This is a genomic window from Paenibacillus diazotrophicus, assembly GCF_042610465.1.
The window spans coordinates 31,579-44,751 of the sequence record NZ_JBGJZN010000012.1 but is presented as its reverse complement, the minus strand read 5'-3'; the positions used below and the strand labels follow the sequence as shown (position 1 = coordinate 44,751).

Sequence of the window (13,173 nt, the reverse complement as noted above, 5' to 3'; positions counted from 1 at the left end):
ATGAAGGAAGGAAACCGCGCGCTGTCCTTGTACACGCTGCTGGTCTTTATTTTTTTGCTGGGTCCGCTCGTCATTATATCCATTACTTCCTTTGAGCCGGGCACGGTCCTGAAATTCCCCCCGGAGGGCTTATCGTTGCGGTGGTACCGCAATATTTTCGAGGTCAGCGCGTTCATGGAGACTTTTAAAACCTCAATAATGATCTCGCTGCTCGGCAATCTGCTGGCACTGCTCCTGGGGGTTCCCGCTGCTTATGCGCTTAGCCGCTACCGGTTCCGCGGGCGGGATACACTGAATGCAATATTTCTCTCGCCGGTACTGATTCCCGGGATCGTGCTGGGCTTCACACTGCTGCGCTACCTGATTGTGGTGTACCATTTGCCGATTGTGGCAGGACTCCTGATAGGGCATACCGTGATCATGCTGCCTTTTATTATCCGGGTGATTGCTTCAAGTCTGGAGAATTTCGATTTTGCCGTGGAAGAGGCGGCGCAGAGCCTGGGGGCTACAAGATTGTTCACCTTCTTCAAAGTGGTTCTGCCCAACATCCGCTCAGGCATTCTCGCGGCGGTGCTGATTGCTTTTCTGGAATCCTTCAATAATGTGGACATTTCTGTGTTCATGACGGGTCCGGGGATCAGTACCTTGCCCATCCAGATGCTGACTTATGTACAGAATTATTTCGATCCTACGATTGCTGCGATTTCGGTCATTCTGATGGTGCTGACGGCAGCCCTGATGTTCATCATCGAACGGCTGATGGGATTCGCCTATTTCACCAAACGGTAGTGTATTTCACCAAACGATACGGAGGCATAACGCAATGGCGCTCTTAAGTCTGGAACATATATCGGTTGCTTATGACAACCGTCTGATCCTGGAAGATTTCAATCTGTCGCTGGCCAAGGGGCAGCTTCTGTCCCTGCTCGGACCGAGCGGGTGCGGCAAAACAACCACGCTGCGGCTGATCGCCGGATTCCTAGGCGCGGAAGCAGGCAATTTCATGTTCTCCGGAAAGGATTACACCAAGGTTCCGGTAGAAAAACGGAATTTCGGCTTTGTGTTTCAGAACTACGCGCTGTTCCCGCATCTGTCGGTATATGACAATGTGGCGTTCGGCCTTAGACTGCGCAAGCTGAAAGAGGCGGAGGTCAAGAAGCGGGTTACGCGGATGCTGGAGATTGTCAGTCTGGGCGGCTTTGAGAAAAGACTCCCGGCTGCACTGTCGGGCGGACAACGCCAGCGGGTGGCAATTGCCCGGGCGCTGGTGATCGAGCCGGATCTGCTGCTGTTCGATGAACCGCTCAGTAATCTTGACGCGAACCTGAGGGTCAACATGCGGGTGGAAATCCGCCGCATACAGCAGGAACTGGGTATTACGACAGTCTACGTCTCTCATGACCAGGAAGAATGCTTCTCGATCTCCGATCAGGTCGCTGTCATGAACAACGGCAAGATCGAGCAGCTGGACCAGCCGCAGGCGATCTTCAAGTATCCGGCCAGCGAGTTTGTGGCGCGGTTCATCGGGTTCGGGAACTTTATCTCTTTTGACGGAAGGAATGACGAGGGGACGGATATTGAGCTGCGCCGGGGCGCTATGAGTTTTCTTGCGGTCAAACGCCCGAGTGGGGAAGGCAATACCGGACTCCTTGGAGCTATCCGTCCCGATGATCTGCAGCTCCTCAGAAGCACGTCGGATTCCGCTACCACAGGCAACACCCTGCCCGGCACTGTGCAGGTCAGCACGTATCTGGGCCGCAGCTATCAGTATCAGGTAGAGACGGAGCTCGGCGTATTCACCGTCAATCAGGAGATGGAGCATCCTTTTGCGCAAGGGGAGCAGGTCACGGTTTATTTTCCAAAAGAGAAGCTGGTGCTGGTGCAGTAGCGCTTATAAGGAGCATACATGATGATTACAGATCAACTTATATTGAACGCTAAGGTGTATAACAGTTACTATAAACGGTTCGACCCGGCGAATGTCGCTGTGAAGGACGGGCGGTTCCTCTATATCGGGCCGCTTGGAGCGGAGACCTTTGAGGCGAAGGAAATCATTCAGGCAGACGGGCAATATATGGTCCCTGGCCTGATTGATATCCATCTGCATATCGAGAGCACGATGATTACTCCGGAGACTTTCTCTTACGGCATCCTGCGGCACGGGGTAACGACGATTGTCCCTGAGCCTCATGAAATGGCTAATGTATTCGGGGTAGAGGGTGTGCATGAGATGATCCGGGCAAGCAGGGAATGCGCAGTGGATATGTTCTATTCAATACCGAGTTCGGTTCCGGCTACTACGCTGGAGACAACCGGGGGCTCGATTGAAATCAAGGATATCGACGAACTGATGGAGACGGAGCAGATGATCTGTCTGGGGGAAGTGATGAATTATGTAGATGTCATCCGTGATCCCGGGGGCAAAAGCAACCGTATTCTCCAGCATGTCCGCAGCCGTTATCCCGGTCTTGTGATTGAGGGCCACACGCCGAAGCTGCTCGACCTTGACCTGCACCGCCTGATCTATGCCGGGATTGATTCGGATCACACCCATCAGAGCATTGAAGGCCTTAAAGCACGGATTGCAGCGGGCATGTTCATCGAGATTCAGGAGAAATCGATGACCGCGGATGTGGTGGATTACCTGATTAAACATGCTGTCAGCGAGCATTTCTGCTTCGTGACCGATGATGTGATGACGGATTCGCTGGTGCAGACCGGACATCTTGACCATCTGGTGCGCAAGGCTGTCGCCATGGGGATGGCCCCGGAGGACGCGGTCTATGCGGCTACGTTCACCCCGGCCCGCCGGATGAAAATGGTTGACCGCGGCGTGATTGCGCCGAACAAAACCGCTGATTATCTGCTGCTCTCGGATCTGGACAGCTTTGTTATCGAAGCCGTCTACAAACGCGGTGCTCAGGTCTTTGACCGCAAGCTTCAGCTTCCGCAGGCAGAGACCGGTCCGCGGTTCCCGGCACATTTCTATACAAGTGTACAGCTGCCTCCGCTGACTGCCGCTGACTTTGCAGTGCATTCAGAGCTGCCGGATGGCCGTTACGGCTCCAGGGTGATGATGGTCAACAGCATCTCCACCTTTACCGAGGAAAAGCATGGGAAGGCCATGGTTAAAGACGGAATGCTTGAGTGGCAACAGAGCGGGTTCGGCCTGATCGCGACCTTTGAGCGGTACGGCAAGAACGGCAACCGCGCCTATGGCCTGATCGGCGGCGATACGATTAAGCGCGGCGCCATTGCAACGACCTATTCGCATGACAATCACAATCTGCTGGTCGTGGGCCACAACCCTGAGGATATGGCTATGGCAGCTAATACAGTGATTGCTGAACAAGGGGGATTCTGTGTCGTATTGGATGGCAAGATTATCGCTTCGCTGGCTCTGCCCGTTGGCGGCATCCTGACCGAAGCACCACTCGAAGAGACAGCAGAGCGCGTGCTTGGACTGCGGACCGCGATGGAATCGCTGGGCTACAATCATTACAATCCGATTATGTCCATCAGCACCCATTCCCTTCCGGTCAGCCCGGCGCTTAAGATCACGGATCATGGTCTGATCGATGTAGGCAAGGGCTGTGTCGTGCCGCTGTTGTTCCCGCTTGGGGAAGAGTAGGCTGCGTTTGGAGCGAGAATAGGCCATAAATTTTGCAGAGCAGGGTATCCCGGTAGGGGGTACCTTTTTTCTGCATCTGGTGGGGGTTCTTCACGGTTGTAATGGGTTTATGAGCTTCCATACGAAGCCGATCCCATAGCACCCTTGCCCTCCCTTCCCAATCTGCTTACTTTGTCTCAAGTAACCTTCGGTTTCGGCCAAAAAGTTTTTTGTGCTGCCTAATTTGTATATAATGGAAGCATTGCTTGATTTCGGAGGAGGCAGAGCTGATGACGGAGGTGGACCGGATGAACGAGGTGGACCATGTGGAAAAGCTGAGGGAGCAGAAACATCAGGGGAAGAGGAAGAAGCCAAACCTGACGCAAATATTTGTTTTTATTTTCCTGTTAGGATTAAGTGTGTTTGTCGTGGGGACGATCGTGCAGTCCTTCACCTCTTTCGAGAAACGTGTGTCCGGACGGATCCATCTGCAGGATATAACCTCTATTGAAGTCATCCAGTCCCTGCCGGTAACGACAGATGAGGTGACAGTCACTGTAACTGATCAAGCGGAGATTGCTAGCATTATGAATGCTTTTGCCGGGGTGAAATTGATGAGCTCTTACGCTTCCCACGATTTCAGCAGAAGCTACTGGATTAACATCTTTGTAGACGGTCATCCAAGATTCGGGATTAGACTGGATGATCAAAAGTATATCTCCATCCACGACTCGGCCAGAAACGATAAGTACAGCAACGGATCTTTTAAAATCATCAATGACTATGACATGCAGTCTATCGACCGCCTGTTCGACGGAGTTGGCAGATTCCATTGACTTGCGGATGACCCGCACCTATGATGATAAATAATATAAATGTTCATACGAACAGAGGAGCGAGACAGTATGGCTATGGAGATTGAACGCAAATTCCTGCTGCCGGAGTACCCGGAGCGGTTAATTCAGGAAGGTCATGTGCAGGTACTCACCCGGCACAGCATCGACCAGACGTACCTTGCGATTGAGGACGGGCAGGAGCTGAGGGTGCGCAAGATCACCGACCTGGATTCGGGCGAAATCACGTATACCCACACCTTCAAGGACGGCAAGGGGATCAGCCGCCAAGAGATTGAATATAACATTTCGGAAGGTTTGTATACTCAGATGATCGAAGTGGTACAAGCTGTGCCTCTGGTCAAGACGCGCATTACCGGTATTTGGAATGGCACGACTGTGGAGATTGACTTGTACACTCAGCTTGAGCTTGCCGTGCTGGAGGTTGAATTCGATTCACTGGAGGAAGCGGAGAGCTTCACGGCCCCCGAATGGTTCGGCAAGGATGTAAGCGTGGAGAAGAAGTATAGTAACAAGACTGTCTGGAAAGAGCTGCAGAACCGCTAAACGCCAGGCGACGGACCCTACGGATTTTATCACAAAAGTTGACACAGAAGTAACGGACTTTAACGCGTAAACGTGTTAATATAGAGTGAGTTTACAGCTGGTTCAGTACGGCTTCATTATCAGCATATAGAATGTGAACTTATAGACCAGCCTGTATGAAGGATAACTAAAGAGGGGTTCAGGAGGATGAGAGAGGTATGGAGTATATAAGCACAAGAGGCAATGTGAAAGCTAAGGGCTTTATTGATACGGTCCTGATGGGGCTGGCGGATGACGGCGGGCTGATGGTGCCTTTTCAGATTCCGGTGATTTCCCCCGAGAAGCTGGCAGAGTGGAGAAGTCTTAGCTTCCAGGAGCTGTTCCTTGAAATTTTTTCTTACTATACCAATGATGAAATTCCCTATAATGATCTGAAAGAAATGGTCTACACCAGCTACGGCAACTTCCGCGCGCCGGAGGTGACGCCGCTGCACCAGGTGAATGATTCGCTATATGTGCTGGAGCTGTTCCATGGTCCTACCTTTGCCTTTAAAGATGTGGCCCTCCAGTTCATGGGTGAGCTGTATTCCTATATTGCCAAGGTGCGTGGCGAGATCATCCATATTCTCGGCGCAACCTCAGGGGATACGGGAGCGGCGGCGATTCAAGGGGTGCGCGGCAAAGAAGGCATCAAGATCTGTATTCTTCATCCGCACGGCAAGGTCAGCAAGGTACAGGAGCTGCAAATGACGACAGTCGACGACAGCAATGTGCTGAATCTATCGGTTGAAGGCAACTTCGATGACTGCCAGAAGGTGATTAAGGAGCTGTTCGCCGATCTGGATTTCAAGGGCCGGTATCACCTGCGGGCGATCAATTCGATCAACTTTGTGCGCATTCTGGCGCAGACCGTCTATTACTTCTATGCCTATCTGCAGATTGAGGGCAGCGATGAGAAGAAGATCAACATCAGTGTACCTTCGGGTAACTTCGGTAATATTTTCTCAGGCTATCTTGCCAAAAAAATGGGGTTGCCGATTAACAAGCTGATCATCGCCACCAACGAGAATAACATTCTCGAACGTTTCGTGCTGACCGGCGAATACAAACCAGGCAGCTTCACGGGAACCTACAGCCCGTCCATGGACATCCAGGTAGCGAGCAATTTCGAGCGTTATCTGTATTATCTTCTGGATGAGGACGCGGTAAAGCTGTCCGCATATATGGCGGAGCTGCAGACATCAGGCAAAATCACTGTCGAAGGCGAGGCTTTTGCCCAGGTGCAGCAGGACTTCTCCGCGCTGGGGGTCAAGAATCAGCAGTGCCTGGATACGATCGGCAAATATGAGCGGAAATACGGCTATCTGCTGGACCCGCATACAGCCTGCGGTATTGCAGCCTATGAAGCGTTCAGTGGTCCGCAAGACACGAATATTACCTTCGCTACGGCACATCCGGCCAAGTTCGATGAGGCGATCGCCCTAACCGGCATCAAGCAGGAATTCCCTGCTCCCATCTCGGCCCTGTTCTCCATGCCGCAGTTTATGACTGTGGTGGAGCATGACAAGGCGGAGATTGTGCGTCAGCTGGTGAAATTCTACGAATAGAATGGAAAGAGCAGCGTTGCCGGACATCCTCCAGCAGGCCGCTTGAATGTAACTTAATGCATATAGCCCTGTTCCCGCAAAGGACAGGGTTTTGTTATGTAAACGGCAGGTGCTTTTTTTCACAGCTTTAGGTTTGCGGAATTTGTCGGAAATTACCCTTGAAAAGTAGACATTGCTATCCCGGAATGAGAAAATAGCAGGAAGAGACTCCATATGCTAAGCCGAAGCGGCTTTTATATTAATCAAAGGACGGGATCATTCATGACTATTCGATTCGGAGTCGTAGGGACCAACTGGATTACAGACCGCTTCATTCAAGCGGGTCTAGAGAACGAGGAATTTATTCTCACTGCCGTATACTCCCGTACGGAGGAGAAGGGACGCGATTTTGCTGCTAAATATGCAGGTGCCTCCATTTATACTAATCTTGAGGAAATGGTAACCAGCGGGGAAGTGGATGCGGTGTACATTGCCAGTCCCAATTCGATGCACGCCGAGCAGTCACTCATCTGTTTGAACCACGGGATGCATGTGATCTGTGAAAAACCTGCGGCCTCCAACAGCGCGGAGCTGCGTGCAGTTCTTGAAGCGGCCCGCCGCAACGATGTGCTGTTCCTGGAAGCCATGAAGTCTACCTTCATGCCCAATTTTGGCGTGATCAGAGACAACCTGTACAAGCTGGGCCAAGTGCGCCGTTATTTCGCAAGCTATTGTCAATACTCCTCGAGATATGATGCTTACCGCCAGGGAACGGTGCTGAATGCCTTTAATCCGGTCTATTCCAACGGTTCGTTAATGGATCTTGGCATCTATTGCCTGTATCCGATGGTAGCGCTGTTCGGCAAACCGGAAGCTGTTCAGGCTGTTGGCCTGATGCTCCCTTCGGGAGTAGATGGCGAAGGCAGCATCATCATGCGTTATCCCGATATGGATGCCGTGGTCATGCATTCCAAGATTGCCGATTCGTATCTGCCTGCTGAGATTCAAGGCGAGAACGGCACGATGGTTATCGACAAGATCAACCAGCCGTACCAGGTCAAAATCCACTACCGCGACGGAACGGTCGAAGAGCTGACCCTCCCGCAGGTATTTGAGCCGATGTATTACGAGGTTGAGGAATTTATCAGCCTGATCAAGAGCGGGCAGCGCGAGAGCAGCGTGAACAGCCACGCTAATTCACTAGCGGTCTCCGAGGTGATGGAGGAAGCCAGAGCACAGATCGGCCTCCGCTATGCCTCGGACCTGTAGCCCTTAGCACGGATGAACATTGAAATGGGGAGCGGAACTTGAAAACTTTTAAAAAGGTCTACATCGAGATTACAAGCGTCTGCAACCTCGCCTGCAGCTTCTGCCCGCCTACCGAACGGCAGAAAAACTTCATGAAGCTGGATACCTTTAATACGATTCTTGACGAGATTAAGCCGCACAGCAATCATATTTATCTGCATGTCAAAGGCGAGCCGCTGCTGCATCCCAAAATCGGCGAGTTGCTCGACGCTGCCCATGCCAAAGGGTTCAAGGTCAACATTACAACGAACGGAACGCTGATCCACAAAGCAGGGCCCAAAATTCTCGGCAAGCCGGCGCTGCGGCAGATGAACTTCTCCCTGCACAGCTTTGACGGTCATGCGGGCTCGGAGAACCGTGAGGGGTATGTGTCGGAGATTATTTCTTTTGTGCGTGAGGCGTCTGCCCAGGGCGTCATTATCTCCTTCCGGCTGTGGAATCTGACCGAGGACAACCGGACGAATCTGGAGAAAAGCCGCAACCGCGAAACGCTGGCGCTGCTCGAAGAAGCCTTCAATCTGGACTTCAAGATTGAAGAAAAGGTTGTGCCGGGCAGCGGGGTGAAGATTGCACCCCGGGTGTATTTGAACCAGGATCACGAGTTCAAATGGCCGGCCTTACACGAGCCGGAGGATGACGGCAAGGGCTTCTGCCATGCGCTGCGCAGCCAGGCGGCGGTGCTGGTCGACGGCACGGTGGTGCCGTGCTGTCTGGATGGCGAGGGTGTAATTAACCTCGGCAATATCCATGAGAAGCCGTTCTCGGAGATTGTCGAGGGCGAGCGCGCAAACAATCTGTTCTATGGTTTCTCCCGCCGCGAAGCGGTGGAAGAGCTGTGCCGCAAATGCGGGTACAGACAGCGGTTTGGGACGTAGTAGGGGAAGGTAAGCTTGAGCTGGAAAAGAGGGAACGGATGCCTACTGTACTGGTAGCGGACGACGATGCGAATATTCGCGAGCTTGTCTGTTTATTTCTGCGCAACGACGGATTCACAACTGCCGAAGCTGCGGACGGCAAGGAAGCACTGGCTGTCTACGCCTCCACGAATGTCGATCTTGTCGTGCTCGATATTATGATGCCGGTTATGGACGGCTGGACATTATGCAAGGAGCTCAGAAGAGCCAATCCCGATCTTCCGTTACTTATGCTGACGGCAAGAGGCGAAACCTGGGAGAAAGTGAAAGGGTTCGAGCTGGGGACGGACGATTATATGACTAAACCATTCGATCCGCTGGAGCTAACCGCCCGTGTCCGGGCATTGCTCAAACGATACCGGATGGGGTCCACGCAGACGATCCAGTTCGGCAACGTCACCCTTGACCGGCAGACTTATAAGGTGATGAGAGGGACGGAGCCGCTCACATTGCCGCTTAAGGAATTTGAATTGCTGTATAAGCTTGCTGGAACACCAGGACAGGTCTATACCCGTGAGCAGCTGATCGACCAAATCTGGGGGATTGATTACGCTGGAGATGACCGGACGATAGACGTGCACATTAAACGCCTGCGCGAACGGTTCGCGGCGACACCTGATTTTCGGATTGAGACGGTCCGCGGGCTGGGGTACCGGCTTGAGGTTTACGAATGATCAGATCCTTATATACACGTGTCGTTCTGACATTTCTAGTCTCCGTAATCGGAGGCACGATCATTGCTTTTTTTGTGGCAACCTGGATATTTAAAGATCAATTGAACGACAACCTGCAAGTCACGTTACTTGATTTTGGACAGGACATTGCCCGGATGTACGAGACCTTACCTGTGAGTGAAGCAGACGCGTACGTAAGCGGTATGAAACAGCTTAATTCCTATTATGTTCGAATCTATGATGGGAAGGGGCAACTCCAGTCTTTGGGAGTGCTTCAGGAGCATAATCCGATCACTGTGACTGGGGAACAAATACAGGAAGTGCTTGAGGGTAAAGTTTTTCAGGGCAAGACGAATGGCATTAATCCTATCCTCTTAGGACTGCCGTTACACACAGAAACGGGAACAAAAGCGATGTTTGTAGAGCAGCGTGCCTCCTCTTCCTCTTCTTTTATTATCAAATGGATCATAAACTTTTTGACCTATTCGTTGATTGCGGGAAGCTTGTTGATTCTGGTGGCCGCGATGTTCCTGATCAGTCCGATCAAAACACTGACTAAAGCGACCCGCCGCATAGCTGCTGGAGATTTCAGCGTCAAGCTGAATATTAAGCAAAAGGGTGAACTCGGTACCTTGGCACGCAGCTTCGAAGAAATGATGGATGATCTGCAGCGGCTTGAGCAGATGCGCAGGGAATTCGTATCGAACGTATCGCACGAAGTTCAATCGCCACTCACCTCGATATCCGGTTATGCCCTGGCGCTCAAGCAACCAGGCATTGCAGAAAACGAGCGGAGCCGTTATCTCGATATCATCATCGCTGAAGCAGACCGGATGTCTAAGATGAGCGACAGCCTTTTAAAACTGAGTCTGCTTGAATCACAATCGCAGCAGCTGCAGTTCACCACGTTCAGCCTCGATGAACAGATCAGACGGGTCATCGTCGCAATCCAGCCGCAATGGATGGCCCGCAACATCCGTTTCGAGCTTGATTTGAAGGCCGTCCGGCTCATGGCTGATTATGATCAATTAAATCAGGTATGGACGAACCTGATCGGCAATAGCATCAAGTTTTCTATGGACGGCGGCGTTATTCATGTCAGCATCAGGCAAGATGGTAACAATGTGACCATCTGGATATCCGACAACGGTATTGGTATTTCTCCCGAGGACCAGAAGCGTATATTCGAGCGGTTCTTTAAGGCCGACCGCTCCCACAGCCGTAAATATAGCGGCAGCGGGTTGGGACTTGCCATCGTGAAACAAATTGTATTGCTGCATCAAGGCGATATCCGGGTGGAGAGTGAGCCCGGCCGGGGAACCACCCTTATGGTCACCTTGCCAATCCTAATGAAGGCTGATTAGCAGGTGCATTGTCCAGGTTACGGCATGATCTTCAAGCCCTGTGCTTGCTGCGCCGTAGCTTTTTTTGTCTGTTCATCTTCCGTTCATATTGTCGTCACGGGGAGTACATCTTCGTTGCATAGACTTGCCTTAACGGATCGTTAAGACAACCGGAATCACCGATGAGGACAGGAGAAGATACGAGTGAAACCAGGAGAGGCAAGGGTAACGAAGGCGGGCACGGGCAAGGGAATGAGAAAAATACTTAGAATTGTACTGAAATTTTTAGCAGGATTAGTTATAGCAATAGCCCTTTTTTTAGCCATTGTATATGTAGTTAATCTGATCAGCAATAAATCGGAGCAAGGTAAAATCCAGCCCTATGGCCAGTTAGTCCCTGTGGACGGGAAGAACATGAATGTTCTGATTCAAGGAAAAGGTGAAGAAACTGTCGTACTGCTGCCCGGTTATGGGACAGGAGCGCCGGCACTTGACTTCAAGCCGCTGGTAGAAGAACTGTCACCCTTTTACAAGGTTGTTGTGATTGAGCCGTTTGGTTATGGATTAAGTGATAGAACCGGTAAAGAACGAAGCACAGCGAATATTGTAAGTGAGATTCATGCGGCTTTACAGCAGCTTCAGATTGACCATTACACCCTAATGGGGCATTCCATTGCAGGCATTTACGGACTGGATTATGTGAACAAATATGCCGATGAAGTGAATGCATTTGTCGGGATCGACAGCAGTGTTCCCACGCAAGGCGGTATGGATGAGGAATTACCGGTGAAAACGTTGGAGCTTCTCGACAAATCGGGTCTCATGAGATTGCTGAAGAAAATAAGCGGTGATCCCTATGCCGGACTTCCATTCGATACTGAAATCAAAGAACAAATGAGAATGATATCGAATAAAAACTCCAGTAATGCCACAGTGATGAATGAAATGGAACACATTTCTTCTAATTTTGAAGCCGCTAAAGCGTTGACATTCCCGAAGAACCTTCCCCTCCTTCTATTTGTACAAGCGAATAATACAGACGTTGAAGGATGGCTGCCGCTGCATGAAGGGCAAGTCAAAGATTCTGTACATGGAAAAGTGATCACACTTGAAGGAGGGCATTACCTGCATCATACCAGATACAAAGAAATCGCCCGGGACTTCAGAGCGTTTATGGAGGAGTCCCAATAAGAGATTGCTCTATTCCCCAATCATAGAAACAGCGGCAGCCATGGACGATAATCAAAGTCCTGGGTTGCCGCTGTTTATTTTCTTGCTAAATGCAAGTCGATCCTCCCTCCTTAAGTCCCCACCCGTTCCGTATAGACATTCTCGAAAAATGCCTTTTTGAAGTCATCCTCCCGTATGAAAAAGTATAATAACCCGGACAAGTCCCAATTCATCCCGATCTCATCACTAGAATCCGCTTGAAACAACAGGAGTTGATCGCTGGGGTGGCCTCCGTATTGCAAAGGCGTCATGTGGCCCAAGAAACGAAACCCGATCTCCCGATGATAGGTTTCCATGAAGTCTGTCCAGAATCCCAGCGAGTATTTATCTAAATCTCCTTTGTTTCGGATCAGCTTGTTCTCTGCCACATAATCGCTGTCGGGGATAGTTAATTCAAGCTTTTTCTTGAGCAGGGCAGATTTGAATATTTCGGGGTCCAGCAGCCCTTTTGGCGGTTCCATTCTTATCAATTCTGAAGTGTCGGTGGTATAATAAACCAAATTGTTCTTCATTTTGTCGTTATCATATCGCGGGTCGTCGTACCACAGGTCAGGGTCATACACATAAAAGAAGTACAGAATGCCGCTTGCGGGATACTCCGAATCTATCTCATTCATCGGGAATTCTGCAAGATTGATTTGAGCGACAAAGGACATGGGATGATGCTTCCAGGAGGGCCACTGAAAGGTGGAGGGGACATCAGGATGTCCGCCGATTTTGCTGGTTCCAAGCTGAATGGCGTCTTCGTCCACCATCGTGGGTGCCATATAGAATCCGGGCCTAATGTGCTTTTCTAAGGTGCCCCAATAGTTGCCCAGACCTGCTTCTTCCAGCATCGAACGGATGTCACCCATGGAGGGTTCTGCCATCTGACCGGCCAGTGGGGGTTTCACTTGGTTCGAGCCTTCGTGGTGCTCTGCTGAACCCGTTGTTAATGAGATGAGAAATATGAGGCATGCACTTATCATTTTGAATATATTCACGATTCATATCCTGCCTTTCAAAATGCTTATTCTACAAGTGCTCTTGTCCCCATGTTATATGACTTATCCTCCAGTGACTACCGATATATTCATTCAGAACAGATATGCCAAAAACCTTATGTCTCCGTGCGGCAAGTCTGTTGTTT

At 50.8% G+C, this 13,173-nt stretch carries 12 protein-coding genes; 11 read left to right on the top strand and 1 reads right to left on the bottom strand.

All coding sequences use genetic code 11. The features are described 5' to 3' along the window. The 11 genes from ACAN54_RS28195 to ACAN54_RS28145 all read left to right on the top strand — a co-directional run bounded on the left by ACAN54_RS28195 (position 1) and on the right by ACAN54_RS28145 (position 12,005). Positions 1-789, top strand: coding sequence for an ABC transporter permease (locus ACAN54_RS28195; RefSeq protein ID WP_379163665.1), 789 nt, complete (start codon positions 1-3; stop codon positions 787-789). A gap of 34 nt (positions 790-823) precedes the next feature. Then, on the top strand, positions 824-1,888 hold the full coding sequence (locus tag ACAN54_RS28190) for an ABC transporter ATP-binding protein (RefSeq protein ID WP_379163662.1): 1,065 nt from the start codon (positions 824-826) through the stop codon (positions 1,886-1,888). A 21-nt stretch (positions 1,889-1,909) separates the two neighbouring features. Next, positions 1,910-3,631, top strand: coding sequence for an adenine deaminase C-terminal domain-containing protein (locus ACAN54_RS28185; RefSeq protein WP_379163659.1), 1,722 nt, complete (start codon positions 1,910-1,912; stop codon positions 3,629-3,631). A 269-nt stretch (positions 3,632-3,900) separates the two neighbouring features. Next, on the top strand, positions 3,901-4,446 hold the full coding sequence (locus ACAN54_RS28180; RefSeq protein ID WP_379163656.1) for a hypothetical protein: 546 nt from the start codon (positions 3,901-3,903) through the stop codon (positions 4,444-4,446). A gap of 69 nt (positions 4,447-4,515) precedes the next feature. Next, positions 4,516-5,010, top strand: a complete 495-nt coding sequence (locus tag ACAN54_RS28175) for a CYTH domain-containing protein (RefSeq protein ID WP_379163653.1) — start codon at positions 4,516-4,518, stop codon at positions 5,008-5,010. Positions 5,011-5,207: 197 nt separating this feature from the next. Beyond that, positions 5,208-6,596: a threonine synthase gene (gene thrC, locus ACAN54_RS28170; protein WP_379163650.1), complete on the top strand. Its 1,389-nt coding sequence runs from the start codon at positions 5,208-5,210 to the stop codon at positions 6,594-6,596. Positions 6,597-6,857: 261 nt separating this feature from the next. Further along, entirely contained in the window at positions 6,858-7,844 is a 987-nt protein-coding gene (locus ACAN54_RS28165; RefSeq protein WP_379163647.1) for a Gfo/Idh/MocA family protein, read from the top strand. 38 nt (positions 7,845-7,882) lie between these two features. Continuing rightward, the gene (locus tag ACAN54_RS28160; protein ID WP_379163644.1) at positions 7,883-8,758 is read left to right on the top strand and encodes a radical SAM/SPASM domain-containing protein; all 876 of its coding nucleotides are present in this window, start codon (positions 7,883-7,885) and stop codon (positions 8,756-8,758) included. Between the two features lie 38 nt (positions 8,759-8,796). Continuing rightward, entirely contained in the window at positions 8,797-9,471 is a 675-nt protein-coding gene (locus ACAN54_RS28155) for a response regulator transcription factor (RefSeq protein WP_379163761.1), read from the top strand. After that, the gene (locus tag ACAN54_RS28150) at positions 9,468-10,835 is read left to right on the top strand and encodes a sensor histidine kinase (protein WP_379163641.1); all 1,368 of its coding nucleotides are present in this window, start codon (positions 9,468-9,470) and stop codon (positions 10,833-10,835) included. The genes ACAN54_RS28155 and ACAN54_RS28150 overlap by 4 nt, the downstream gene beginning before the upstream one ends. Before the next feature lie 231 nt (positions 10,836-11,066). After that, a complete protein-coding gene (locus tag ACAN54_RS28145; RefSeq protein ID WP_379163758.1) occupies positions 11,067-12,005 on the top strand; it encodes an alpha/beta hydrolase in 939 nt (312 codons plus the stop codon). A 110-nt stretch (positions 12,006-12,115) separates the two neighbouring features. On the opposite strand, the gene ACAN54_RS28140 is transcribed toward ACAN54_RS28145, so the two are convergent. Further along, the gene (locus tag ACAN54_RS28140; RefSeq protein WP_379163638.1) at positions 12,116-13,027 is read right to left on the bottom strand and encodes a DUF1963 domain-containing protein; all 912 of its coding nucleotides are present in this window, start codon (positions 13,025-13,027) and stop codon (positions 12,116-12,118) included. Between the last annotated feature and the right edge of the window lie 146 nt (positions 13,028-13,173).